19 protein-coding genes and 1 pseudogene are annotated in these 26,278 nt (G+C 63.9%); 15 read left to right on the top strand and 5 right to left on the bottom strand.

The window, feature by feature from the left end; translation table 11 throughout:
* The first annotated feature begins 158 nt into the window (after positions 1 to 158).
* From PY254_RS00885 to PY254_RS00850, 8 genes and pseudogenes are all read left to right on the top strand, one after another.
* Entirely contained in the window at positions 159 to 668 is a 510-nt protein-coding gene (locus PY254_RS00885; RefSeq protein WP_281013603.1) for an RNA polymerase sigma factor, read from the top strand.
* A gap of 294 nt (positions 669 to 962) precedes the next feature.
* Positions 963 to 3,104: a dihydrolipoyl dehydrogenase family protein gene (locus PY254_RS00880; RefSeq protein WP_281013602.1), complete on the top strand. Its 2,142-nt coding sequence runs from the start codon at positions 963 to 965 to the stop codon at positions 3,102 to 3,104.
* The gene (locus PY254_RS00875; RefSeq protein WP_281013601.1) at positions 3,101 to 3,853 is read left to right on the top strand and encodes a DUF3047 domain-containing protein; all 753 of its coding nucleotides are present in this window, start codon (positions 3,101 to 3,103) and stop codon (positions 3,851 to 3,853) included. Before PY254_RS00880 ends, PY254_RS00875 begins: the two co-directional genes overlap by 4 nt.
* Positions 3,854 to 3,905: 52 nt before the next feature.
* Complete coding sequence (gene arsS / locus PY254_RS00870; RefSeq protein WP_281013600.1) at positions 3,906 to 4,886, top strand: arsenosugar biosynthesis radical SAM (seleno)protein ArsS; 981 nt, start codon at positions 3,906 to 3,908, stop codon at positions 4,884 to 4,886.
* Positions 4,883 to 5,959 (top strand): methyltransferase domain-containing protein, encoded by a 1,077-nt coding sequence (locus PY254_RS00865; RefSeq protein WP_281013599.1) that lies wholly within the window; start codon positions 4,883 to 4,885, stop codon positions 5,957 to 5,959. The genes arsS and PY254_RS00865 overlap by 4 nt, the downstream gene beginning before the upstream one ends.
* Before the next feature lie 8 nt (positions 5,960 to 5,967).
* Positions 5,968 to 6,678, top strand: coding sequence for a TIGR04283 family arsenosugar biosynthesis glycosyltransferase (locus PY254_RS00860; protein ID WP_281013598.1), 711 nt, complete (start codon positions 5,968 to 5,970; stop codon positions 6,676 to 6,678).
* The gene (locus PY254_RS00855; RefSeq protein ID WP_281013597.1) at positions 6,675 to 7,367 is read left to right on the top strand and encodes a TIGR04282 family arsenosugar biosynthesis glycosyltransferase; all 693 of its coding nucleotides are present in this window, start codon (positions 6,675 to 6,677) and stop codon (positions 7,365 to 7,367) included. Before PY254_RS00860 ends, PY254_RS00855 begins: the two co-directional genes overlap by 4 nt.
* Positions 7,364 to 7,630: pseudogene (locus PY254_RS00850) on the top strand (inorganic phosphate transporter); the annotation flags it as partial. The gene PY254_RS00855 and the pseudogene PY254_RS00850, both read left to right, overlap by 4 nt.
* A 347-nt stretch (positions 7,631 to 7,977) precedes the next feature.
* Here PY254_RS00850 and PY254_RS00845 read toward each other — a convergent pair.
* Positions 7,978 to 8,469, bottom strand: coding sequence for a free L-methionine (R)-S-oxide reductase MsrC (locus tag PY254_RS00845; protein ID WP_281013596.1), 492 nt, complete (start codon positions 8,467 to 8,469; stop codon positions 7,978 to 7,980).
* A gap of 61 nt (positions 8,470 to 8,530) precedes the next feature.
* Here PY254_RS00845 and PY254_RS00840 point away from each other — a divergent pair, with 61 nt between their 5' ends.
* The 6 genes from PY254_RS00840 (at position 8,531) to PY254_RS00815 (ending at position 16,691) form a co-directional block, all read left to right on the top strand.
* A complete protein-coding gene (locus PY254_RS00840) occupies positions 8,531 to 9,214 on the top strand; it encodes a TMEM175 family protein (RefSeq protein ID WP_281013595.1) in 684 nt (227 codons plus the stop codon).
* Positions 9,211 to 9,888: a dethiobiotin synthase gene (gene bioD / locus PY254_RS00835; protein WP_281013594.1), complete on the top strand. Its 678-nt coding sequence runs from the start codon at positions 9,211 to 9,213 to the stop codon at positions 9,886 to 9,888. The genes PY254_RS00840 and bioD overlap by 4 nt, the downstream gene beginning before the upstream one ends.
* 52 nt (positions 9,889 to 9,940) lie before the next feature.
* On the top strand, positions 9,941 to 10,288 hold the full coding sequence (locus tag PY254_RS00830) for a hypothetical protein (protein ID WP_281013593.1): 348 nt from the start codon (positions 9,941 to 9,943) through the stop codon (positions 10,286 to 10,288).
* 103 nt (positions 10,289 to 10,391) lie between these two features.
* Positions 10,392 to 12,584 carry a peptidyl-dipeptidase Dcp gene (gene dcp / locus PY254_RS00825; protein ID WP_281013592.1) on the top strand — a complete coding sequence of 731 codons (2,193 nt, stop codon included), beginning with the start codon at positions 10,392 to 10,394 and terminating at the stop codon, positions 12,582 to 12,584.
* A gap of 306 nt (positions 12,585 to 12,890) precedes the next feature.
* Positions 12,891 to 14,783 (top strand): GGDEF domain-containing response regulator, encoded by a 1,893-nt coding sequence (locus PY254_RS00820; RefSeq protein WP_281013591.1) that lies wholly within the window; start codon positions 12,891 to 12,893, stop codon positions 14,781 to 14,783.
* A gap of 75 nt (positions 14,784 to 14,858) precedes the next feature.
* On the top strand, positions 14,859 to 16,691 hold the full coding sequence (locus PY254_RS00815; RefSeq protein WP_281013590.1) for a monovalent cation:proton antiporter-2 (CPA2) family protein: 1,833 nt from the start codon (positions 14,859 to 14,861) through the stop codon (positions 16,689 to 16,691).
* A 46-nt stretch (positions 16,692 to 16,737) separates the two neighbouring features.
* Here the strand turns inward: PY254_RS00815 and PY254_RS00810 are convergent, their stop codons facing one another.
* Both PY254_RS00810 and PY254_RS00805 read right to left on the bottom strand, forming a co-directional pair.
* A complete protein-coding gene (locus tag PY254_RS00810; RefSeq protein WP_281013589.1) occupies positions 16,738 to 20,172 on the bottom strand; it encodes an ankyrin repeat domain-containing protein in 3,435 nt (1,144 codons plus the stop codon).
* A gap of 74 nt (positions 20,173 to 20,246) precedes the next feature.
* Positions 20,247 to 20,540 carry a YcgL domain-containing protein gene (locus PY254_RS00805; protein WP_281013588.1) on the bottom strand — a complete coding sequence of 98 codons (294 nt, stop codon included), beginning with the start codon at positions 20,538 to 20,540 and terminating at the stop codon, positions 20,247 to 20,249.
* A gap of 275 nt (positions 20,541 to 20,815) precedes the next feature.
* On the opposite strand from PY254_RS00805, the gene PY254_RS00800 reads away from it, so the two are divergent.
* Positions 20,816 to 22,315: an OmpP1/FadL family transporter gene (locus PY254_RS00800; RefSeq protein WP_281013587.1), complete on the top strand. Its 1,500-nt coding sequence runs from the start codon at positions 20,816 to 20,818 to the stop codon at positions 22,313 to 22,315.
* Between the two features lie 77 nt (positions 22,316 to 22,392).
* Here PY254_RS00800 and PY254_RS00795 read toward each other — a convergent pair whose 3' ends face one another.
* Both PY254_RS00795 and PY254_RS00790 read right to left on the bottom strand, forming a co-directional pair.
* Positions 22,393 to 23,802, bottom strand: a complete 1,410-nt coding sequence (locus PY254_RS00795) for a coniferyl aldehyde dehydrogenase (protein WP_281013586.1) — start codon at positions 23,800 to 23,802, stop codon at positions 22,393 to 22,395.
* A gap of 7 nt (positions 23,803 to 23,809) precedes the next feature.
* Positions 23,810 to 26,272, bottom strand: coding sequence for a TonB-dependent receptor (locus tag PY254_RS00790; RefSeq protein WP_281013585.1), 2,463 nt, complete (start codon positions 26,270 to 26,272; stop codon positions 23,810 to 23,812).
* Positions 26,273 to 26,278: the final 6 nt, after the last annotated feature.

The raw sequence follows: 26,278 nt of genomic DNA, 5'->3' as shown, positions 1-26,278 counted from the left end.
ATCGTAGCAAGATGGCGCGTCTGGCCGCCGTTTGAGCGTGCTTCCCGGTTGCCGACGTGACATGGCCGTTGAATCCCTTTGGCATCCACGTGCCTCCATGGGATAACAGTCCACAAAGGTGTCTTCCGGGACACGGGGCCAACTTGGCAAGGTGCTTCATGCAACACGACCCGATCATGGTAGAGGCGGCACGGCTGGGCGACATCGCGGCGGCGGAACATCTGCTGGCCGCGTGTCGCCCGAATTTGCGCCGGATCGCGCACACGCAGTGCGCGGCCGGGGTGGATGCCGAGGATGCGGTGCAGGAGTCGTTGCTGCTGATCTACCGGCGCATCGGCGCGCTGCGCACGGTGGCGGCATTTCCTGCATGGACGTTCTCGATCGTGCGGCGGGAATGTCATCGGCTGTGGCGTTCGATGCGCGGCGAGGTGGCGTTGCCGGCGGCCGATCATCCGGAGTTTGCCTATACCGAACATCCGGAGCTGCGCCTGGATCTGGCCGCAGCGATCCAGTCACTGCCGGAGAAGTACCGGGAGGCGATCATCCTGCGTGATTTCGAAGAGTTCTCGATCGGCGAGATTGCCGACCAGCTTTCGCTCACCCGGGAGGCGGTGAAAAGCCGCATCTACCGAGGCCGCCAGATGGTGCAGGAATACCTGAGAGACTGATGCGTGCATGCCTGCAGAGGTGGCGCAGTGGCGAGATCCGGATGCGGAAGGCTGTTCGTGGCACGAAAGCAGTCCGCGTGGCAGCGTCTGAACACGGCATCTCGTTCTATGTTTCGGGTAACCCGAGCGGTCACTCGGACGAATGCATGGAGTCACGACTTCGCCGCCGCTGCCGCATGTCATCGGTTCTGACGTTACTGACAATCGCACACTTGCAAGGCGCCGGCGAAGTACCCTTGCCACCACCGTGCTCCAGTGGGCACACCATCCGCACTATCCAGGCTTGCCCCGAACATGAAAGACAAGCACACGCTGGTTCGCTGGTTGCTCGTCATGGCGCTGCTCGGCGCGGTGCTCGCGTTCTTCAGCCTGGGCCTGCAGCACCAGTTGAGCCTGCAGTCGCTGCAGGCGCGCCAGCATGATCTGGGTGCCTGGCGACAGGCGCACCCGATCCTGCTGGCTGGCGGGTTCCTGCTCGCCTACGTGGGGGTCACTGCGCTGTCGCTGCCGGTGGCGACCTTGCTGACCCTGGCCGCTGGCGCGGTGTTCGGCCTGCTCGAAGGGACCGTGCTGGTCTCGTTCGCCTCCAGTATCGGCGCCACGCTGGCCTTCCTTGCCAGCCGCTTCGTGCTGCGCGACAGCGTGCAACAACGCTTTGGCAAGCGACTGTCCACCATCAATGAAGGCATGCAGCGCGAAGGTGCGCTTTACCTGTTTACGTTGCGGCTGGTACCGGTGGTTCCGTTCTTTGTGGTCAATCTGCTGATGGGCCTGACCACGCTGAAAGCCCGAACATTTTACTGGGTCAGCCAGCTCGGCATGCTGGCCGCCACCGTGGTGTTCGTGAACGCCGGCACGCAGCTGGCCAGCCTGCACTCGCTGTCGGGCATTCTGTCGCCGCGGATCATCGGTTCATTTGTGCTGCTGGGCGTGTTCCCGCTGGTGGCGCGCTGGATGGTCGGCCGGATCAAGGCGCGGCGAGTCTATGCACGCTGGCCGAAACCGAAAAAATTTGATCGCAATCTGGTGGTGATTGGTGCCGGTTCCGCCGGGCTGGTCAGCGCCTATATCGCGGCCACGGTGCGGGCAAAAGTGACCTTGATCGAAAAACACGAGATGGGTGGCGACTGCCTCAACACCGGCTGCGTGCCGTCCAAGGCGCTGATCCATGCCGCGAAGCTGGCGGCGCAGATGCGCGAGGCGAACGCGGTTGGCGTGGATGCTGGCGGAGTTCGGGTGGACTTCCGCGCGGTGATGGAACGCGTGCAGCGCACGATTGCCACGGTGGCGCCGCATGACTCCGTCGAACGCTATCGTGCGCTCGGCGTGGATGTGCAGCATGGGCATGCACGGATCGTGTCGCCGTGGGTGGTGGAGGTGGATGGCAAGCCGATTTCCACCCGCGCCATCGTGATTGCCAGTGGCGCCGAGCCGCACGTGCCCGACCTGCCGGGCTTGGCCGATTCCGGCTATCTCACCTCCGACACGCTGTGGCGGCTGCGTGAACTGCCGGCTCGTCTGGCGGTGCTCGGCGGCGGTCCGGTGGGTTGTGAGTTGGCGCAGGCGTTCGCGCGACTGGGTTCGCACGTCGTGCAGATCCAGAGTCACGCGCGACTATTGTCACGCGAGGACGACGAGGTATCCGCCTTCGTGCGCGAGCGGCTCACGGCCGACGGCGTGGATGTACGCACCGAGCTCAAGGCCGTCGCCGTCGAGCGCGATGGCGATGGTCAGGTGCTGGTCTGCGACGAGGGCGGCAAGCGCGTGCGCGTGCCGTTCGACACGCTGCTGGTGGCCGCCGGTCGCCAGCCGCGCACGGCTGGATTCGGGTTGGAGGAGTTGGGCATCCCGGCCGAGCGGACGGTGGAAACGGATGCTTACCTGGCCACGCTGTATCCGAACATCTACGCCTGCGGCGATGTGGCCGGCCCGTACCAGTTCACCCACGTTGCCGCCCATCAGGCGTGGTACGCGGCGGTGAATTCGCTGTTCGGCCAGTTCAAGCGTTTTCGGGTCGACTATTCGGTGATTCCGGCGGTGACCTTCGTCGACCCCGAGGTGGCGCGGGTCGGCCTCAACGAACGTGAGGCGAAACAGCAGCAGGTTGAGTATGAAGTTACCCGTTACGACCTCGACGACCTCGATCGCGCGATCACCGAGAATCATGCAAGCGGCTTCATCAAGGTGCTGACCGTGCCCGGCAAGGATCGCATTCTGGGCGCCACCATCGTTGGTCAGCACGCCGGCGAGATGCTGGCCGAGTTCGTGCTGGCGATGCGTCACGGGCTGGGTCTGGAGAAAATTCTCGGCACCATTCACGCCTACCCGACCTGGGCCGAAGCGAACAAATACGCCGCCGGCAACTGGAAAAAGGCGCATGCGCCGGAACGCCTGCTTGGCTGGCTGGCGCGTTATCACGCCTGGAGACGCGCATGAGCGCCATGACGAAAGTGGTGGCGGCGGCGTTGCTGCTGTTGACCGTATCGGCGATCGCGTCCGCGGCGGCCATGACGTTGCGCTTTTCAGATATGGCGCCGGGTCAGGTTTTGCCGCCAGGCTGGAAGGTTTATGCGATGTCGCGCCATTCCGCCAATGCGAATATGGCCATCGTTCGCGATGGCAGCGATCGCGTGTTCAGCATCGATGCCAGGCATGCCTCGGGCGCCATCGCTCACGAGCTGGACATGCCTGCGACCACGACGTTGAGTTGGCGCTGGAAAGTCGACCACAGCGTCGCGCAAGCCGATCTGTCGAAGAAATCCGGCGACGACTTCGCAGCGCGCGTTTATGTTTTCTTCGACGTACCGCGCTCGCAGCTGTCCTGGCTGCAACGCATGAAATTGAACGTCGCCAGTCGCAGTCTCGGTCACGCGATACCCACCGCCGCCCTTTGCTACGTATGGGACAACCGGCATCCGGTAGGCACCATCGCACCGAACGCCTATACCGATCTGGTGCGCACCATCGTCCTGCAGAGCGGCAACGCCCATGCTGGCAGCTGGCAGCCACAGCAGCGCAACCTCGCCGCCGACTATCGCGCCGCCTTCGGTCACGCTGCGCCACGCGTGACGGGCGTAGCGCTGGCTGCCGACACCGACAATACCGGTGCCGATGTCAGGGCATGGTTCGGTGACCTGACGCTCGCGCCCGCGATGGCTTCATCGGCGGCGGAGGCTACGCAATGAAGACCGAGTCCCGGCTGGATACCACCCTCATTTCGAACCGGAGCAAATGGTCGTGAACGCCGTACTGTCTGCCAGCCCACCCGCCTTTATGCACACGTTGCGCGAACATGGCCTGGCCTTGCCGCGCACGCCGCTGGAAATCCTGCAGATCAACGTGGGCAAATTGTGCGATCTGGCCTGCCAGCACTGCCACGTCGAGGCCGGACCCAAGCGTACCGAGATCATGCAGGCAGCCACGGTCGATCGTCTGCTCGAGTTGCTGGCGGCGGCGCCAGACATACACACAGTCGATCTCACTGGCGGCGCGCCCGAGCTGAACCCGCACTTTCGCACCCTGGTGCGCGAATCGCGTGCGTTGGGCAAGACCGTGATCGACCGTTGCAACCTCACCGTGCTGTTCCGGCCCGGGCAGGAAGACACCGCAGAGTTCCTCGCCGCGCAGGGCGTCAAGGTGGTCGCCTCGCTGCCGTGCTACAGCAAGGCCAACGTGGAGAAGCAACGGGGCCAGCATGTGTTCGACCCCAGCCTGCGCGCGCTGCATCAGCTCAACGCTCTGGGTTATGGCGAGCCGCACAGTGGACTGGAACTGGACCTGGTCTACAACCCGATCGGCGCGACCCTGCCGCCGTCGCAGGCTTCACTGGAGACGACCTACCGGCATGAACTGGCCGAACATTTCGGCATCGTGTTCAACCGCCTGTTCACGATCACGAACATGCCGATCAAGCGCTTCCTGCACCTGCTCGAACGCGAGGGACGTTACGACAGCTACATGCATACCCTGCTCGACGCGTTCAATCCGCAGGCGGCGCTGGGCGTGATGTGCCGCAACCTGCTGTCGGTCGATTGGCGCGGCCAGCTCTACGACTGCGACTTCAACCAGGCACTGGAGCTGCCGCAGGGCGGGCGTCAGCACAGCCTCTGGGACATCCAGTCATTCACCGACGTCGAACACGATCCGATCGTGTTTGGCGACCATTGCTATGGCTGCACCGCAGGCGCGGGCAGTTCCTGTGGAGGTTCGCTGGCATGAACGTGGAGCACGAAATCGACACCGACAACCGCGCCAGCGCCGAGGCGCAACAAGCCGCCGTGCGCGACTATTACGGCGAGACCCTGCAATCGAGCAGCGACTTGCGCACCACCGCCTGCTGCAGCATCGATGCGATGCCGCTGCCACTGCGCACGATCCTGTCGCAGCTGCATCCGGAAGTGCGTGACCGCTTCTACGGTTGCGGCTCGCCGCTGCCGCTGGCGCTGGACGGCATGACCGTGCTTGATCTGGGCTGCGGCAGCGGGCGCGACGCCTATTTATTGTCGAGCCTGGTCGGCGAGCACGGCCGGGTGATTGGCGTCGACATGACGGCGCAGCAACTGGACGTGGCCGAGCGTCATCGCGTGTTCCATGCCAAAGCATTCGGCTATGCGCACTCCAACGTCGAATTCCATCTGGGTGATTTGGCGGATCTGGCTGCGCTGGGCATCGCCGACAATTCGGTCGACGTGGTGGTGTCCAACTGCGTGTTGAACCTGGTGCCAGACAAGTGCCACGCGTTCGCCGAAACCTTGCGCGTGCTCAAGCCCGGCGGAGAACTGTTTTTCTCCGACGTGTTCAGCGACCGCCGCTTGCCGCGCGAGTTGCTGGCCGATCCGGTGCTGCTGGGCGAATGCCTGGCCGGCGCCTTGTACGTGGAGGATTTCCGTCGCCTGCTCGCCCAGTTGGGTGTGGCCGATGCCCGCGTCTGCGCGCGCAGTCCGATTGCACTGACCGACGCGGCAATCGAACAACGCATCGGCTTCGCCCGCTTCGAGTCGATCACCTGGCGCGCGTTCAAGCTGCCGCTGGAAGATCGTTGCGAAGACTACGGCCAGGTCGCCACCTATCGCGGCAGCCTGCCCGGACATCCACACGACTTCGAACTGGACGACCATCATCGGTTCGAGCATGGCCGGCCGAGGCTGGTCTGCGGCAACACGGCAGACATGCTTTCGGGCAGCCGCTATGCAGCGCACTTTCGCATCGAAGGCGACAAGCGTCGGCATCACGGACTGTTCGATTGCGCGCCCGCCAGTGTGGCCGGCGGCGCCGCGCCCAGCTGCTGCTGAGCCGGCCGATGTCCGACCTGATCAAACCGCTGCGACCTTCGCTCTCGGTGATCGTGCCGCTGGCTCCGGCCGAGAGCGAATGGCAGCCGCTGCTTGAGCAACTCGTCGCGTTGCCGCCTGGTAGCGAGGTGATTGTGGTGTGCGCCGATGAGGTGTCACGCCTGCCACCTGCCGCATGGCCGGCGCACTTGCATTATCGCGCCTGCCGCAGCGAGCCTGGGCGTGCACGCCAACAGAACCTGGGTGCCAGCATGGCCAGCGGCGACTGGTTGTGGTTCGTGCATGCCGACTCGCGCCTGCGCGCAGACACCTTGCGCGAACTGCAACGGTTCATCGCACAAGGCAGCGACGCGCTGGGCTGGTTCACGCTGGCGTTTCGTCGCGACGGGCCGCGCTGGACCGCCTTGAACGCGGCGGGTGCCAATTGGCGCGCGCGCTGGCTTGGGTTGCCGTTCGGCGATCAGGGACTGCTGCTGCCGCGGGCGTGCTTCGAAGAGCTGCATGGGTTTGACGAGCAGGCTGCCTATGGCGAAGACCATTTACTGGTCTGGGCGGCACGGCGCGCCGGCTTGCGGTTGCGACACATCCCCGCGGTGCTGGAAACCAGTGCGCGCAAATACGCGCGACACGGCTGGTGGCGCACCACATGGCGCCACTGGCGACTTACCTTGGCGCAGGCGTGGCCGGCATGGCGCGCGATGCGCGGGAGTGGCACATGACGCCGGCGCTGGCGATCTTCGTCAAGACGCCCGACCTGTCGCCGGTGAAAACGCGACTTGCCGCCGGTATCGGCGCGCCCGCCGCCCGGCGTTTCCATCAGCTGGCCGCGGCTGCCACCGCCGAAGTCGCGCGCGCTTGCGAGCCGTGGCTGACGCCGTACTGGGCGATTGCCGAAGTCGGCCCCGCCGCCATGGCGGCATGGCCTGGCTTTGCCTCGCTGCATCAAGGTGAAGGCAATCTGGGCGAGCGCCTGCACACGGTATACGCCGATCTCCAGGCCCGTCATGGCAGCGTGCTGCTGATCGGTGCCGATGCTCCGCAATTGACCAGCGCGCTGTTGCAGCAGGCGCTCACCGTGCTGGGCGATCCACGCACACCGTTCGTGATCGGCGACGCCAGCGACGGTGGCTTCTGGTTGTTCGGCGGTCGCGCGGCGATTCCTCGCGAGGTCTGGACGCGCGTGCGCTACTCGCAGGCGCAGACCGCCGCGGAACTGCAGCAACACCTGGCGTCCCACGGTGCGGTTGGCAGCGTGGGTGGCCTCACCGATGTCGACAATGCGGAAGATCTGCCGGCGCTGCGTGATGCGCTGGACCGCTTGAGCCATCCGTTGCCGGCGCAGCAAGCCCTGCGGCAGTGGCTCGATACCGTCGGCGCATCGACCTGTTCGGTCGAGCGTGAAGCATGAGCATCGCCTTGCTGATCACCGTGTTGTTGCTGGCCGCCAGCAATGGCGCCAACGACAACTTCAAGGGTGTGGCAGCACTGTACGGCAGCCGCGTGGTGAGCTACCCGGTCGCGCTCGGCTGGGCCAGCGTTACGACGCTGGCCGGTTCGCTGGCTTCGGTATGGCTGGCGCAGGCCTTGCTCACAACCTTCACCGGTGCCGGTCTGGTGACAGCGGATGTTGCCGCACAGACACGTTTTGCGTTGGCGGTGGCGCTCGGCGCGGCGCTCACCATCGCGATCGCCAGCTGGCGCGGGCTGCCGGTGTCGACCACGCATGACCTGTCGCTGCCGTGTTTGGCGCGCTGCTCTATCTCGCGATTGCCTAGCCTTCGCAGCCGTTGGCGCGGCTCCGTGCTGATCCATGTGGGCCCACGCTGTTGCGAGACCGGAGCCAGACCGTGGCTCGAAACCGGCTGTTGCACCGCGCTTTCCATGGCGCCTTGCAACGAGGGGCAGGCGCAAGCGGCAGGCCAAACAATCACGCCTTCCATGGCGGCGGAGTCTGCCAGGGACTTGCTCGCAAAGTTCACTCCTTCGAGGGGCGCGCGAGCCGCGCAGAATCGTGGTTTTCAGCCTTGTACGGACGCCATGAACACCGCGCACAGCGCTTCCATGCCGGCGCGGTCGTCTTCGTCGAAGCGATCGGTGATCGGGCTGTCGACGTCCCACACGCCGAGCAGTGAACCGTCGGGCTTGATCAGCGGCACCACGATTTCCGATTGCGAGGCCGCATCGCAGGCGATGTGATTGGCATGCGCGTTGACGTCGCGCACCAGTTGGGTTTCGCGACTTTGCGCGGCGGTACCACAGACGCCGCGACCCAGTGCGATGCGGATGCAGGCCGGCTTGCCCTGAAACGGTCCGACCACCAGTTCGGTGCCGTCAAACAGGTAGAAACCCGCCCAGTTAACTTCCGGCAGGCTGTGATAAACCAGCGCGCTGAAGTTCGCGGCGTTGGCGATCAAATTGTGTTCGCCGTGAAGTACGCCGCGCGCCTGCTGTAACAGGTCGGCGTAGTGCTCATGCTTGCTGGCGTAGGTCTGCGTTTTGAGGTCAAACATGCGATGCGTTCCGCGGCAAAGGCCGTATTATGCGCCGAGCGATCATCACCGGGGATGCGGCATGAGCTTGACCGAACAGCGCGAGGGGATCGAGGCGGGGCGGCTGGACATGTTTGTCGATGGGGCGTTTGCGTTCATCCTCACTTTGTTGCTGATCGGTGGCGAATCGATTCCCGACAGCACTGACAAGCTGCTGCACGCGTTGGGCGGCATTCCCGCGTTTGCCATCTGTTTCTTCCAGATCGCGTTTTTCTGGCATGGTCACGTGCGCTGGCGCAAGCGTTGCCACAGTGCCGACGCCAGCGGTCGCTGGCTGTCGCTATTGCTGGTGTTCTTCGCGATGATCTTCGTCTACCCCTTGCACATGGTGTTTTCCGGGGTGTTCGCCTGGCTCAGTGGTGGCTATCTGCCGAGCAATTTCGTGGTGCAGGCACCCTCCGACATGCGCACGTTGTTTACCTGTTACGGGCTGGCCTATGCCTGCATGGCCGGCACGCTGACCCTGCTGTTCCGCGATGCGGCGAAGGTTGCCATGCGCCGTGGTCTGGACAGTCTGGGCGCGCGCCGCGAGATGCAGATATGGAGCGTGCCGGCGGTGATCGGCCTGCTCTCTGCGCTGGTCGCCCTGCTGATGCCGCTGTCGGTGCCCGGGTGGATGTGGTCGATTCCCGGCATGATCTATTGGCTGTTGTTTCTGATTGGGCCGGTGACGGATCGTTTCGATCGGTGTCACCCGCAGGCATGAGCACGGCGGTTTTCGTAGCCGGTACCGATACCGGAATCGGCAAGACGCACGTGTCTTGCGCGTTGCTGCATGCGTTGCGGATGCACGGCCAGCGAGCGGTTGGCATGAAACCCGTGGCCAGCGGCTGCCTGGTCACGCCCGCGGGCTTGCGCAATGACGACGCGCTGGCCTTGATCGCGGCCAGTGATCCACGGCCGGACTACGCCACGTGCAACCCGTTCGCTTTCATCGAGGCCGTGTCGCCGCATCTCGCGGCGGCGGCCGAAGGCGCCGAAGTGACGATGCCGCCGATCAAGACGGCTTTTGCGCAGCTGGCGCAAAACGCGGACGTGGTGCTGGTCGAAGGTGTCGGCGGCTGGCTGGCGCCGTTGTCGCCGACGCTTGAGGCGAACGCGCTGCCGCAGGCGCTCGGTTTGCCGGTGATCCTGGTGGTCGGGCTGCGGCTGGGCTGTCTGAACCATGCGCAGTTGACCGCGCGCGCCATTCTTGCCGATGGCTGCCGGTTGCTGGGCTGGGTCGGCAATGCGGTTGATCCGGCGATGGATCGGTATGACGACAACCTGGAAAGCTTGCGTCGGCTGTTGCCGGCGCCGTGCCTGGGCGTGCTGCCGCATGGTCTGGCGCCCGCGCAGGCGGCTGAGCTGCTGGACTCGGCGGTGGTGGCGTTGGAGTGAATTTCACATTCGTTGTGCTCCGATAGCGTGGATTCCCCAAGCCGGAGCCGTCATGGCACGCAATCACTACTACCTCTCGATCGCCGATATCGCCCACGTCCGCGGTGAGGATGACCGCTTTTCATGGGACGGCGTCAGTCCCGCGGGGTTCGCCGCGGCGTTGCAATCAGCCCTGCGCAGTGACGAATTGTTCCAGCGTTGGCGTGCTGCCCAGCCTGATCCGGATGCGGTGGACGAGGCCCTGGGTGATACCGACCCGACGGCGCGGGTCGACGCCCGCATGATCGACCTGCACACCGAGGTGGACCTGATCACCGACCTGCCGATGACCGTGGTGCGCCAACGCTTGTACCTGTTGATTGGCGGGGCGTGGCAACTGCGCGATCTGCGCGCGGCCTGAGCTCGACAAACCGTACCTGTTTGGAAACTGGCCGCGCACTCGCTAGAGTCGACGGTCTGACTTCCGCGTCCGGCAACGGACGCACCACCAAATGGGGAAACCGATGCTTCGTCTGCGTACGATTGTGATTGCCACCACGATGGCCTTGGCCGCCTGCTCGCAACAGCCCGAAAACACCGCGGCGCCCGCGCCGGCGGCGTCGGCCAGCAGCGCCAGCAGTACCGCGCCGGCGGCTTCCGACATCAGCAGCAATCCGTTCTACAACGCCAGTACGCTGCCGTTTCACGCGCCGCCGTTCGACAAGATCCATGACGCCGACTATCAGCCGGCGATCGACGAGGGCATGAAACAGCACCTGGCCGAGATCGAGAAAATCGCCAACAACCCCGAAGCGCCGACCTTCGAGAACACCTACGTGGCGATGCAAAAGTCCGGTGCCATGCTGACTCGCGTGCTGGCCTCGTTCGACGCTGTCACCGGTGCCAACAACGACGACGCGCTGCAGAAGGTGCAGGAAGAGGAAGCGCCGAAGCTGGCCGCGCATTCGGACGCGATCTATCTGGACAGCAAGCTGTTCCAGCGCGTGCAGACGATTTACGACCAGCGCGACACGCTCAAGCTTGATCCCGAATCGGCGCGCCTGGTCGAGGTGGTCTACAAGAACTTCGTTCACGCCGGCGCCAAGTTGTCCGATGCCGACAAGGCGAAGCTGAAGGATCTCAACAAGGAAGAGTCCACGCTCAGCACCGCGTTTACCAACATGCTGCTGGCGGCGACCAAGGACGCTGCACCGGTGATCGACGACAAGGCGAAGCTGGCCGGCTTGTCTGAGGCCCAACTGGCGTCGGCCAGTCAGGCGGGCAAGGATCGCCAGCAGGATGGCAAGTACGTGCTGTCACTGCAGAACACCACCCAGCAGCCCGAATTGCAGAATCTGACCGACCGCGCCACCCGTCAGGCGCTGTTCGAGGCCTCGTGGACCCGCGCCGAGAAGGGCGATGCCAACGACACCCGCAAGACCATCGAACGGCTGGCGCAGGTTCGCGCCCAACAGGCCAAGTTGCTCGGCTTCCCGAACTATGCGGCGTGGAAGCTCGACGACCAGATGGCAAAAACGCCGGACGCCGCGCTGAAGTTCATGCAGGACCTGGTGCCGGCCGTCACCGGGCGGGCCAAGCTCGAGGCAGCGGATATCCAGCAGGTGATCGACCAGCAGCATGGCGGCTTCAAGGTGCAGCCGTGGGACTGGGACTTCTACGCCGAGCAGGTGCGCAAGGCCAAGTACGACCTCGACGAAAGCCAGATTAAGCCGTACTTCGAACTCGACAACGTGCTGCAGAACGGCGTGTTCTACGCCGCCAACCAGCTGTATGGCATAACATTCAAGGAGCGCAAGGATATCCCGGTCTACCAGCCGGACGTGCGCGTTTTCGAGGTGTTCGACAAGGACGGCACCTCGATGGCGCTGTTCTATTGCGACTACTTCAAGCGCGACAACAAGAACGGTGGCGCGTGGATGAGCAACCTGGTTGACCAGTCGAAGTTGCTGGGCAACAAGCCGGTGATCTACAACGTTGCCAACTTCAGCAAGCCGGCGGCAGGCCAGCCGGCGCTGTTGTCGTTCGATGATGTGACCACCATGTTCCACGAGTTCGGTCATGCGCTGCACGGGATCTTCGCCGACGCGCAGTATCCGGGTCTGTCCGGTGCCAATACGGCGCGCGATTTTGTCGAGTTCCCGTCCCAGTTCAACGAGCACTGGGCGACCAATCCCAAGGTGTTCGCCAACTACGCGAAGAACTACCAGACCGGCGAGCCGATGCCGAAGGCGCTGGTCGACAAGATGATGAAGGCCGGCAAGTTCAACTCCGGCTACAACATGACCGAGCTGGTTTCAGCCGCGCTGCTGGACATGAACTGGCACATGCTGGGTGCTGACGCGCCGCTGCAGGACGCCGACGCCTTCGAAGCGGCCGCGCTGAAGAAGGACAAAATCGACCTCAGCTATGTGCCACCGCGCTACCGCTCCAGCTACTTCCAGCACATCTGGGGCAATGGCTACGCCGCCGGTTACTACGCCTATCTGTGGACGCAGATGCTGGCGGACGATGCGTTTGTAGGCTTCCAGGAGCACGGCGGTCTTACCCGCGAGAACGGCGATCGCTTCCGCGCCATGGTGTTGTCGCGTGGCAACACTGAAGAGCTGGCCAAGATGTATCGCGACTGGCGTGGGCAGGACCCGAAGATCGAGCCGATGCTGGAAAACCGTGGCTTGAAGGACGCGCCGAAGAAGTAAGCCTGCGTAAGTGCCGCGGGGCGACCGGGTCTGCAGGCGTGCAGATCCGGCTCGCGGCTTGCACGGCTGGAATGACGCGGACTGAACGTGTCAGCCACGAATTAAAGTAAATTAATGCATGGCCGATAACCGGGCCTGCAGTCGCGTCCGTAGATCTCCTCACAGCCTCGGGCGGCATTGCCGCGTTGGGGCTTTCGTGTCCGAACGCCGCTTAGCACACGCACCTGGATCTGGATTTGTCGTATGTGTGTCTGTACCACCGTCTGATCGACAACCCCGCCTGACCGACAACCCTGGTGCCAATGCATGACAGCCATCGAACAATTGCGAATCAATGGCGGATTGCCCAGTCCCAAGGGTGTGGCGCTGGCGATCATGCAGATCAGCCGGCGCGAAGATGCCACCCTGGAGGAAATCAGCCGGCTGGTGCAGACCGATCCGGTCACGGCGAGCCGACTGTTGCACATGGCCAACGCCGCCAATGTCGCGGGTCGCCCGATTGCCAGTGTTCCCGACGCCATCGTTCGCCTTGGTCTGACGGTCGTGCGCCAGTTGGCGATGGGTTTTTCGCTGGTCGACCAATATCGCAACGGCGCCTGCGCGGCATTCGACTATTCGCGGTTCTGGTCGCGCTCGTTGTTGATGGCAGTGGCCATGCAGGAGCTCGGCAAGTGCGTTCGCATCGCGCCACCTGACGAACTGTTTGCCTGTGGGCTGCTGGCACAGATCGGCTATCTGGCGTTGGCCACGCTGTATCCGGAAGAGTACGCCCGCTTCCTGCGGGAATCGACCGAGCAAACGGTGGAGCAGGAACGACAGCACCTGCATATCGATCACAACGAGCTTACGTCGGCGATCCTGCAGGAGTGTGGCATTCCCAACGCACTGGCCGAGCCGGTGCTGTTCCACGAGGCGCCCGAGACGTCCGGTTTTGCGGAGGGCTCGCGACCGCACCAGCTCACCCACCTGTTCCACCAGGCGAAGCGGTTGGCTGACATGAGTCTGGCGCCGGCGGACGAGCGCCATGCGCATGTCGCCGAGTTGATGCTGCTGGGTGGAAAGATCGGCCTTGATGCCGATGAATTGAGTGTGTTGATCGACAACGTCCACGCACGCTGGCGTAACTGGAGTGAGTTGCTGAATGTGCCGGACAGCGACGAGCTGCCGTTTGCCGAGTTGATCAGCGCGCCGCGTGAGGTATTGGCAGGCAAGTCGATCCCGACCATGACCAACGTGCTGTGGGTATCCGGCGCGCGGGACGTGCGGATGGCTCTGGAAAAAGTCGTGGGCGAGATGACCGGTCAGGTCGTGCACTCCGCCGAGGATGCTGAGGAGGGTCTGGCGTTGGCGGTGCAACTGGTGCCACAGATCGTGATTGTCGATGCGCGCCTTCCCGGCATGGATGGCTGGGCGTTCTGCCATGCCTTGCGCGCCACTTCGTGGGGGCAGTCCATTTATCTGATCATGCTGGCGAACATGGACTCGCCCGGTGAAATCAATCAGGCAGCGGAAGCCCGGATCAACGATTGCCTCAGTCCGGCCGAGGTGGCTCGCCTGTTGCCGTTGCGCATGAGCGCGGCCAGGCAGTACGTGAAGTTGCTTGGTCACTGGGAGCAGGACCGGGCCCAACTCAAGCAATTTTCTGCCGAGCTGGCGTTGAGCAATCGAAAGTTGCAGCGTTATGCGCTGATTGATCAACTGACCGGCCTGCAGAATCGGCGTGCCGGCATGGAAGCGTTGACCCAGGCATGGAGCGCCTGCGAGCGCTCCGGCGAACCGGTGACGATGATGATGATCGACATCGACAAGTTCAAGGAAGTGAACGACACGCACGGCCATGCCGTGGGTGACAAGGTACTTGGCGCGGTGGCGGAAGTGATGCGCAATTCCGCGCGCAAGGAAGACACCGTTTGTCGCATGGGCGGAGAGGAATTTCTGGTGATCTGCCGCAATGCCAATCTGAAGTCCTCGTTGATTGCCGCCGAGCGTTTGCGCAAGGCGGTGGCTGAGCTGAAGGTGCGTTTCGAGGCCGAATGGCTGAGCGTCACGGTCAGCATCGGCATTGCGTGCAAGGAGCCGGGCATGGCTGATCCCGGCACCCTGGTCAATGCTGCCGACAAGGCGCTGTACGCCGCCAAGGCGAAAGGACGCAACCGTATTTGTCACTTCCGCAGTGGCAAGGTGCATCTGGACGAATGAACGAACGACACGTCGACGGTGGCATGTCGTCCTCGCGTGGAATAATCGGCACTTCCTGACTGGAGTCGCTGGCGCATGGACAGCCACAAAATTCTGCAGACCGCAGTGGTGTTCCTGCTGGCCACGGTGATTGCCGTGCCGCTGACCAAGCGTTTCCGGCTGGGGGCCGTGCTTGGCTACCTGTTGGCTGGCATCGTGATTGGCCCGCAACTGCTTGGTCTGATCAGCGACACCGAAGGCGTCGCCACGGTGTCCGAGTTCGGCGTGGTGCTGATGCTGTTCGTGATCGGCCTCGAACTTTCGCCGCAGCGGCTGTGGGTGATGCGCCGGTCGGTATTCGGCACGGGCCTGGCACAGGTGCTGGCAACCACGATCGCGATTGCCGCGGCCAGCTACTACCTGTTCGGCCTGAGCGGGAAGGCGGCGGTGATCGTGGGTGGCAGTCTGGCGCTATCGTCCACGGCGTTCGGTCTGCAGATTCTGGCCGAGCGCAAGGAAGCTGGCTCGGCCTATGGGCGCCAGGTGTTCTCGATTCTGTTGTTTCAGGATCTGGCGGCCATTCCGTTGATTGCTGCGGTGCCGTTGCTGGCCTCGTCCACCGCCCAGGACTTCAACCTGATCGCGGTATTGCGCACGGTAGGCATGATTATCGCCGTGGTTGTTGGTGGTCGCTATCTGCTGCGTCCGATCTTTCGCTTCGTGGCCAGGGCTGATTCGGCTGAGGTGTTTACTGCCACCGCCTTGCTGGTGGTGACGGGCGTTGCCTTGTTGATGGAGCTGACCGGCGCGTCGGCAACCCTGGGTGCGTTTCTCGCCGGCATGGTGCTGGCCGACTCCGAGTATCGGCACGAGCTGGAATCGAACATCGAGCCGTTCAAGGGCCTGCTGCTGGGTTTGTTCTTCATCAGCGTCGGCATGTCGATGGATGTCTCGCTGTTGCTGCATCAGCCGCTGCTGATCCTGGAGCTGGTGGTCGCCTTGTTGCTGTTGAAGGGGCTGCTGTTGTGGCCGCTGGGACGACTGCTGGCCGGGCTCAACCGTTCCGATACCTTGCGTCTGCTGGTGTTGCTTGCCTGCGGTGGCGAGTTTGCCTTCGTGGTGTTGCGCCAGGCCGCCGAGCAGCAGCTGATTGCGGTGAGCCAACGTGATGCGCTGGTGCTGGCGATCACCTTGTCGATGGCGTTGACGCCACTGCTGGTGGTATTGGCGGCGCGTGGCCTGCACCTGCGGCCGAAGAAACCCACGCGTGAATTCGACGCCATCGATGCGGCGCCGCCACGGGTGATCATTGCCGGTTTCGGCCGCGTGGGCCAGATCATTGCCCGCTTGTTGCGCGCGCAAGGTATCCCGTTCGTGGCGCTGGAACATTCAGCCGAACAGGTGGATCTGTCGCGTCGATTTGGCAGCATTGATCTGTTCTTTGGCGATCCGGCGCGACCGGAACTGTTGCGTGCCGCGCACGCCGACAAGGCTGAGGTGTTCGTGCTGGCCACCGACGATCCGGAGGCCAACCTGCGCACCGCGCGGCTGGTTCGGCGGCAGTACCCACACCTGAAAATCATCGCGCGAGCACGCAATCGCCAGCATGTATTTCGGCTGATGGACATGGGCGTGGAAGAGCCGGTGCGCGAGACGTTCCACTCCAGTCTCAAGATGACCCGGAAGACGCTGGAGGCACTGGGGCTGTCGCCCGAACTGGCGGCGGACCGGGTCGAGCGCTTTCGTCGCTATGACGAGGCCTTGCTGAAAAGGCAGGCGCTGGTTTACGACGACGAGACCAAGCTGATCCAGAGCAATCGCGATGCGCTGATCGATCTGCAGCAATTGTTCGAGGCCGACGCCGAGCGCAGCGCTGAGCGCGAGCGTGAACGCGACCCGACCACGGCACAGGCAGGCGACGGCGACTGACGCCGAAGTCCGGTCGCTGTGCGGCCGGACTTCGTTCAAGGCGTGCCTAGTCTGCCGGCTGCGCGGGCTGGCGCAAGGTCTGCCGCACGCTGGGGATCGTACCGCTGCGTGCGGTCAGTTCGTGGGCGATGTCGACATAGCCGAGTTGCCGTGCCACTTCGGCGGCGGTGCGCCCGAACGCATCGGTGGCGTTGCGGTCGGCACCACGCGACAGCAGCACGCGTGCTGGCGGCAGCAGCGCATGCATGGCGCAGGCGTGCAGAGCGGTGACGCCGCGCTGATCGGCATGCGCAACCTGGGCACCGGCATCGAGCAACAGCGGTATCAGTGCCCCGATGTGGGTGGCGTCGCAGTTGCTGCCGGGCCGCAGCTGTGCGCCGAGCAACAACAACAGTGGCGTCTTGCCCTCGTTGTCGGCGTGGTTGATCTCGGCGCCACGCTTGAGCAGCACGTCGAACAGGCGCCGCGCCCGCAGGCTGTCGTTGTGCTCGAAGCCGAACTGGGCCGCGGCATGCAATGCACTGCGCCCGGCGCTGTCGACGGCTTCGATGTCGGCGCCGGCGTCGATCAATTGCTCGGCAATTTCCGGATAGCCCATCGCGGCCGCTGCCATCAACGCCGTAGCGTCATTTGGCAAACGCTGGTCGACTGCCACCTGGTGTTGCAGCAACAACGCCACCAGCGCTTCGCGTCGTGCGGCGACGGCGGCGGCGAGTGGAGTGACGCCGCTGCGCGCAGCCAGCGTCGGGTCGGCGGAGGCTTCCAGCAGGCAGGCAGCGATATCGCGATGACCGGCGCCGCAGGCATGTAACAGTGCGGTGGCGCCTTGTTCGTCGCGGGTGTCCACGGCAAAACCCAGTTCCAGCAGGCGCTGCACGCTGGTCAGTGCGCCAGCCCTGGCCGCGGCGGGGAGATCATTGGCACGCAGCGCACGGTTCGGTCGGGACCAGTCACGCCAATCGAGCCAGCGCTCGACGGCAGGATGTTCCAGCGACAAGCCCAGCGCAGTTTCACCGTTGGCATCGGCTGCTTCAGGATCGGCGCCGTGGGCGATCAGTGCACGTACCAGCGGCAGTGCCTTGGCGCCGTGTTCGAGCGCAGAAAACAGCGGTGTGCGGCCGTCGCGGTCGCGAGCATTCGGGTCGCAACCACGTTCCAGCAGGGCCTGCAGCAAGGCCGACTGCGCGGTGTTCGCGGCCAACTGCAACGGTGTGCGGCCACGTGCATCCGGGCCGAATGGATCGGCGCCTGCTTCAAGCATTTTCATGGGCAAGGCCGCTGCTTGTGCCGCGCCGTTCGCGTGCAGCAAGGCCAGCGCCAGCAAGCCGGCGCCGGCGGGACTTGCGCCAGCCTGCAGCAGGTCGTCGAGCGCCTCGGTAGTGTCTGGTAGTCGACGCAGCAAGGCATCGAACAGGCGCTGGCCCAGCGGCGGCAGCTCGGCGATTTCGCCAGTATCGGCATCATCGGTGCGTGGTGCTTCAAGTCGTGCTTCGGCAGCCAGCCCGTGATCGAGCAGCCAGCGCCGGCCTGCCGCGAGGCCGGGCGTCGACAGATCGAGGTACAGTCTGGCCAGATCGGTCTGTGGCCATTCACGCACACGACTGTTGAAACCGGAAACGACCGCCCAGTGGCCCGAGCGCAGCGCCTCAAGCAGGTGTCCCGGTGTATCGGCGCCCTCGGTCAAGACATCTGCGCTGAGACTCGCTGGCAGCGGCGTATCCGGATCGAGCAGGGCGACCAGATCCCAGCGCCCGGCTGCGGCGGCGTGGTCGAGCGCGCTGCGACCATCCGTGCCGGGCACCTTGGGTGCGGCCCCCAGCGCCAGCAGTGCACGCACGGTATCCGCGTCGGCACGCGGTGACTGGCAGGCGAGGGTCAGTGCGTCGCGGCCATGGTCGTCGCGCAGGCCGGCATCGGCTTTCGCTTCAGCCAATAGCTGCACGATGCCGCCGGCACCGGCGCGTGCGGCTTCCATCAGCGCACTGCTTCCGTGCATGTCGACCAGGTTCACGTCCGCGTTCGCTGCACAAAGTACGCGGGCGATTTGCTCGTGCCCTTCACTGGCGGCCGTGATCAAGGCGTGTCGATGGCGCGCGTCGAGCGCATTGATGGCCGCGCGATGCTTGAGCAGCAGCTTCACGCCTTCGATGTCATCGTCGGCAATGCTGCTGGCGGCGACCAGTGCGGGCTCACCGTCGGCAGGTGCCGGTTTGGCGCCATGCTCCAGCAGGAATTTCACCAGCGGCCAGTTGGCCGCACGACAGGCGTTGGCCAGCGGGCTGATGCCGGCCTGGTTGAGCGCGTTGATGGGTGCGGCGGCGTCCAGCAACATGGCCGCCACGCCGGCATCGGCGCTGAGCACCGCTCCGTGCAGCGCGGTGTTGCCTTCGGCATCGGTGGCCAGCGGGCTGGCGCCGTTGGCCAGCAAGGTCAGCACGGCTTCGGCGCGACCATGCCAACTGTCGCGGGTGGCGGCCAGCAGCGGGGTCAGGCCGCCACTGGCGTGATTGACGTCGGCGCCCTTGGCGATCAGCGCGCGCAACAAGCGGGTGTCCGGCAATAGCGCGGCCAGCATCAAGACCGGGCGCTGGTCGCGGTCCTCCGCCGGCGGTGCCGTGTCCGGAGCGGCACCCACTTCGAGCAGAGCCAGTGCGCGTTCGATATCGCCATCGCGGGTGGCGGCGAGCAGCGCTGCTGCCTGATCAGGGGTACCGGCAGTACGTTCGCTTTCGGTGAGGGTAGGCCGGTGCGCGGTGCTTGGCGTTTGGTCGACGCGCCGGCGCGAGTGGCGGCTTTCGCACAACAGCGCACGAAGCGTGCGGTTGGCGATGACCAGGCAACCCAGTGGCAGCAGCACGATGCCGTAGAGCACGATCGCCGCAATGCGCGGCTCCGGCGGCAGCACGCCATACAAGCCGGTCAGTGCGATGGCGCCAAAAGAGAGCACCAGCATCGAGAAGGCGACCGGCAGAAAGTGGCTGAAGAAGCGTTCTTCGCGCGACAGATGGCGGGCAAATGCGATGCTGCGCAAGGTAGCGGTGAAGATCCACGAACCGTCACGTTGGCGCGGGTAGGCGTCATCCCACAGAAACAGCAGCCCATAAGCGGGCCACAGTCGCCACAGCGCCACCAGTGCCAACACCAGCGCGGCGGCCAGCAGCAGCGCGGCACTGAGGCTGGGTGTGTGAGTCAGTTGCATCATCGGCCAGGCGACCAGCGCGAACACCAGCACGGTGTAGCCAGTGAACATCACCAGGTGCGCGGCGCCCCGGCGCAGCACGGTGCGCATGAACTGCGGTTCGGGATCAAAGCCGATCGCGTGGCAGACCGCGGCAAGGGTCAAGGCGTTGGCCAGCAGCAAGGGGATCAGGGTCAGCGGATGAGTGACCAGTCCGGCCGCGAAGACCGCCAGCGAACCGGGTAAGAACCAGGCCAAGGCTTGCAGGAAGGGCGGATGGCGACGCGATTTGGGCTGGGTCATGGAGACAGTATAGAAATCGTTGAAGGTGCAGACGGTAACCAAGTGTTAACGCGGGCAACAGAATGAAGCTTTGTTCATTCGCCGCGATCATTCTGCGGCGAGTGCGTATACGCGGGATGGTTGGCGGTCGCCAGGGACTCCTTCGGTGGCACCTGCAAATGCCATCCTTGCTCATGCAGGTGGGCGAGCACTTGCACGGCGTCCTCGACCGGTAATTTGCGCTGCGCGTCGAGTGGAACTTCCATAACGAAACGCAGTTCACCCAGCAGCGTGACCAGCGATTCCGGCAGCGCATCGAAGCCATCGCGTTTGGTCAGCCACAGGTAGCTGCCAGCCTTGCGCAGGCTGGCGTAGACAAAGCATTGCATGGCGATACTCGCGGGTGGATGGTGGGAAGAGCCCGACCGCCGAGCGTAGCAGTGGCGGGCGCGGTATGGCTGAGTGTGGGCTGACGACGCACCGAACGGTGGGCGTCGGCAGGCAATGTTATCAATTTGTTGCGATTGCACTTGCAACGTCTTCAACGAGGCGGCAAAGTGCCGTCGAGGCAGTTCAAACGCACGTATGAATTCAATGACGCTACCTCGTCCTTCGCGACAACCACGCGTACCACCGGCCGCCACATGAAATGCAGGAGCAAGTGATGCCTACGACCTTCCATTCCCTCAAGGGTGCTAGTCGCCCGCTCGCGCTTGCCGCGCTGAGCCTCGCCATTGTGGCCGCGTTTGCGCCAACCAGCGCCAGCGCCAGTGCCTTCCAGCTCAAGGAAAACAGCGCCAAGGGGCTGGGCCGTGCCTACGCCGGTTCCGCAGCTGCCGGCGGTGATGTTTCGGTGGTCACGAACAATCCTGCCGCGATGACGGAACTGGATGGCACTTATTTCCAGGCCGATGTCACGGCGATCAACTTCAGCACCAAGTTCACCGGCAGCGCCAGCGACGTGCTGAGTCGTCCGATCAGTGGTGGCAATGGCGGCGACGGCGGCACGACGCTGCCGGTCCCGGCCCTGTTCATGTCGACCAAGGTGTCGGACAAGGTCCATCTGGGCTTTGGCTTCTCGGTACCGTTTGGCTTCCAGACCGAGTTCGACAAGGACTGGGTCGGTCGCTACAACGGCGTCAAGTCCAAGTTCCAGTCGCTGGACGCGACGGTCTCGGCGTCTTTCGACGTTTCCGACAGCTTTGCCGTCGGCGTCAGCGCGATTGCCCAGCGCACCTCCGCTGAGCTGTCCAGTGCGATCAACTTCAACGCGGTGGGCTTGGGTATTCAGCAGGCCATCGGTGCGCAGACCGCCGCGGGCGTGGCGCAAATCCAGGCCGCCGTCGGGGCCGGTCAGCTCACCCCGCAGCAAGCGGGTGCGATGATTCAGCAGGCCGTGGCGCAGGGTCAGGCCGCCGCCGCGGGTGTGGCCGCAGCGACACCGCAGGGCGTCGACGGGTTTGCCACCATCAAGGGTGATGACTGGGGTTACGGTTACCAGGTGGGCATGTTCTGGAAGATGACCCCGAACGACAAGCTGGCGGTGAACTACCGCTCCAAGATCAGCCACGTTTTGCAGGGCACCGGCAAGTTCAATGTGCCTGCCGGCTATGGCTTGTTGCTGAACAACCCGGCACTCGCCAGCAGCATCCCGCCGTTCTCCAACACCACTGGCACGGCACCGTTCACGACTCCGGCCGTGATCAGCGCCAGCTACTGGCATCAGGAAGAGAAGTTCGGCTTTGGTGCCGACCTGTCGTACACCAAGTGGGATGTGTTCAAGGAACTGCGCGTCAAGTACGGCACGGCTCCGCTGCAGCCCGATACTGCCGAGACGTTCAACTGGCGCAACACGATTTACGCGTCGATCGGTGGCGACTACTACTTGAACAGCAAGCTCACCTTGCGTGCCGGCGTTGCGGTGGACAGTTCGCCGACCTATCTCGCTGTACGTGATGTGCGCGTACCCGACGCGACTCGCCGGCTGGTGACCGTGGGTGTGGGTTACAAGGCCAGTGAGCACTTCGAGATCAACGCCTCGTATGCGCACATCTTCGTGAGCCAAGCGCACATCCAGAGCTCGAGCAGCACCCACGACGTGATCACCGGCAACTTTGAGGACTACGGCAACCTGCTGAGCCTGTCGGCGCAGTACAAGTTCTAGTCGACCATCGGCGAACGATGCAAAAAAAACACCCCGCGCGAGCGGGGTGTTTTTTCATGTCCAGGCGATCGATCGATTCATCCGCGACGCAGCAACAGATCGAGCATGCGGCGGAAGCGCGCTCCGTAAGGGGGGTTCAGCAGGCCTGCGCCATTGAAACGCGCTTGCCGGAATACCGGCTTCACGTGCGAGAACGTGCGAAAGCCTGCTTCACCATGATAGCCACCCATGCCAGAAGCGCCGATGCCACCAAACGGCAGGTTGTGCTGGGCAATGTGATACAGCGTGTCGTTGATGCTGACGCCGCCGGCATGTGTACGCGTCAGCACGCGGTCGACCAGGCTGCGGTCATTCTCGAACAAGTACAAGGCCAGCGGATGCGGATGAGCGCGGACGTAGGCAATCGCTTCGTCGATACTGTCATACGGCACCAGCGGCAACAGCGGGCCGAAGATTTCTTCGCGCATCACCGCCATCTCGTCGTTGACGCCGCTCAGCAACTGCGGTGGCAACAGTCGGCGTGCCGGATCTTCACCGGCCTCGCTGAGCCTATGCACCTGGGCACCGCGGGTGCGGGCGTCGTCACGCAGTTCGACGAGGCGCTGGTACTGGCGATCCGACACGATGCTGGCGTACTGCTTGCTGCTGCCCAGCGCGGGATACATTTGTGCCAGCACCTTGCCGGCCGTGCTGATGAAGTCATCTACCCGTGCCCGTGGCAGCAAGACGTAATCGGGCGCGATGCAGGTTTGTCCGGCATTGACCAGTTTGCCGAACACGATGCGCTCTACCGCATGGTCGAAACGTGCGCCGGGTCCGATGATCGCTGGTGACTTGCCGCCGAGTTCCAGAGTCACCGGCGTCAGGTTGGCGGATGCCGCACGCATCACGTGATGGCCTACGGCGGTGGACCCGGTAAACAGCAGGTGGTCGAACGGTAGCGCCGAGAAGGCTTGCGCCACCGTGGCATCGCCGTTGACTACCACGACTTCGTCAGCGGCAAAGACCTTGGCCATTTGCTCGGCGAACAACGCCGAGAAGCGCGGCGTGAATTCACTCATTTTCAGCATCGCGCGGTTGCCGGCGACCAGCGCGTCGACCAGCGGGCCGATGGCGAGGTACAGCGGGTAATTCCACGGCACGATGATGCCGATCACGCCAAGCGGCTGTGGTTGCAGCTCGGTGCGTGCCGGCAGAAACAGCAGGTCGGCCAGCCGCCGTCGCGGCTTCATCCAGCGTCGGCCATGGGCCAGCGCATGGCGAATAGCCGACAGGCTGGGGAAGATTTCCAGCAAGTCGGTCTCCTCGGCCGGTCGCTGGCCGAAGTCAGCATTGATCGCCGCAGCGAATGCCTCGCGCTGTGCGCGAAGCATCGCTTCCAATGCCCGCAGGCGGCGTGCGCGTGCGGCCCATGGCGGCATCGGCTCGACCGCCTGCGCCTCGCGCAGGCGCACCAAGCGGGTGGTCAGTTCGTCACTGTCCGTCATGATCGTCTCAGAGCTTCGCACGCAGTTCGACACCTACCATGCGCGGCGGCGTGATGCCGGCGTATGGCGTACCGAACACGCTCGCGGAGATATTGTTCACGTCGGTAACATAGCGCTTGTTGAACACGTTGTTGGCGTACACGGCAATTCCCCAGTGACCGTTCGACGAGCTCCAGTCCAGCCGTGCATCGGTGCGTTGCTGGCTGCTTCCCGTGGTGAAATTCGGACTGACCTGACAGGTACCCTGCAACTGCGAGTCGCGGTTGCAGCGTGATGCACCACGGAACGCATGATTGACGGTGAAGGCGAGGTCGCCATGGGCGACGTCGTGCCAAGTGTAGCCAAGGTTGCTGGCGAACGAGTACTTCGGTTCACCGGTGGGCTGACCGGTCAGAATGGCACCGGAAGAAGCCACCGCCTTGCTGTAAGTCGCATCGATATAGGCGCCAGTCAGGCTGAATTGCAGGTCGGCCAGTGGACGCCACTGCAGTTCCAACTCCGCACCCTTGGCTTCCTGGTCGGTGCTGTTCACCAGGTAGCGCGGCACGCCGGAACCCGCCGTGTTCGGGTCAAGTGTCAGTGATTGACGGTTGCTGTAGACGTAGTGATAGACCGAACCGTTGAGCAACAATTTCTGCTCCGGGAATACGGTTTTCAGACCGGCTTCGTAGTTCCAGACTTTCTCCGGAGCGAAGTGCGAGCCAATCTGGACGCTGTTGTAACCACCCGCCTTGTAGCCCTTGGTGACTGAGACGTAGCCCATCATGTCGGGGGTGAACTGGTAATCCAGCACGGCGCGCGGGCTGAGATCGCTCCAGCTGTTGTTGAATTGCACCGGGGTACCGATGGCGTCGGTGAAGATGATGTTGTTGCCGAACATCGCCAGCGCGTACTGGGCTTCGGGCGGCAGCATGCCGACGACACCGGCCTGGGTCAGTCCGGCAACGGTGGCGTCGAACGCGTCGGCGCGGCGCGGCATGTTGTACCAGGAGAATGTCTTCTGGTCGCGTGTATAGCGAATGCCGGTGGTGAGGTTGAGTTTGTCGCTGAGGTGCCAGATCACGTCGCCGTAAGTGGCATAGGCCTTGAAGTGGCCGACGTTGCTGATCGCCTCGTTCCACGGATCACCGAGCAGCGTGTACGGCACGCCCATCTGGGCCAGCCCGGCACTGATCTGGGTGAGTGGGTAACCCACGCCCATCAGGTTGTTGGCGAGCGTGTCGATGCTGTCGGTGAAGGTGTTGGTCTGGCTGGTCTGGTTCGCGTGTTCATCGTAGTAGCTGACGCCGGCGACCCAGTCGACGAGGCCCGTATTGCCGCTGAACTTGAACTCCTGATACAGGCTGCGGTTGCGCTCGAGATTGGCCGTGTCCAGATAACTGACGATGTGGTTGGTACCGTCGTAGTCGCCGCGGTTCTCGGTGTTGAACTTGCGAAACGCAGACGTCGAGGTCAGGTTGCCCCAGGCAAAGGAGTGATCCACGCTCAAGGTGACGCCGTCGAATTTGCGCTTTTCCACGGCGCCGACCGTGTCGTTGTGCAACGGCGCGTGCAGCGGATCGACGTAGGTGGACGGATCGGCCGGATAGGGCGGACGCTCGTTGGTGTCGTTCGACAGCGCGATCAGGCTGATCGCCGGCTTCGGCAATTGATTCAAGTCTTCGTGATCCCACGACAGCAGCACGCGGGTGTCGTCCGTGATGTTCCAGCGCCAACTGGCACGGGCACCAAAGTCGTGGTCACCGCCGTAATCCTGACCATTCGCGGCATCGGTGATCCAGCCGTCGCTGCGGTTGCTGTACATGCTGAAGCGCAGCGCCATGTCCTGATTGATCGGGGCATTGAGCAGGCCGTCCACATACTTCCGGCCATAGTTGCCCACGCGCACGCGCACGCGGCCCTCAACGTGGTCGCTGGGTTCGTTGGTGATGATCGAGATGGCGCCGGCTGCAGCATTGCGGCCAAACAAGGTACCTTGCGGGCCCTTGAGCACTTCGATCCGGCTGACGTCATTGAACGCCAGCAGCGATGCGCCGGAGCGCGCCGAGTAGACGCCATCGATGTACACGCCAACGGCCGATTCGGTACCGATGCCGAAGTCACCGGTGGAGATGCCACGCATCTCGTAGCTGGGTTGGGTCGGCGAATCACCGCCCACGACCAGGCCGGGTACGAACAGGCTCATCTTGCTGAGGTCGGTGGCGGCGAGCGTATCGATCTGCTTGGCGGTGACGATCTGCAACGGGATCGGCACTTGCTGCATTTCCTGCGAGCGGCTCTGCGCGGTGATCGTGATCTTGCCGAGCTCGGTGACCTGCTTGGTGGAGTCGTCGGCCGATTTTGTCGTGGCCGGAGCCGGGTCCTGCGTAGCGCTGGCGCCGAACGCCAGCGGCGAGCCGCACAACAGCAGCACGGCGCTGCTACCGAGAAGAAGGTGGCGCAGACTGGCGGACAGAAGTCGTTGGCGCATGATCAT

This window comes from Rhodanobacter sp. AS-Z3 (assembly GCF_029224025.1).
Taxonomy (GTDB): domain Bacteria; phylum Pseudomonadota; class Gammaproteobacteria; order Xanthomonadales; family Rhodanobacteraceae; genus Rhodanobacter.
Note: the sequence above shows the minus strand (reverse complement) of the source record. Positions and strands in the feature narration are given on the sequence as shown.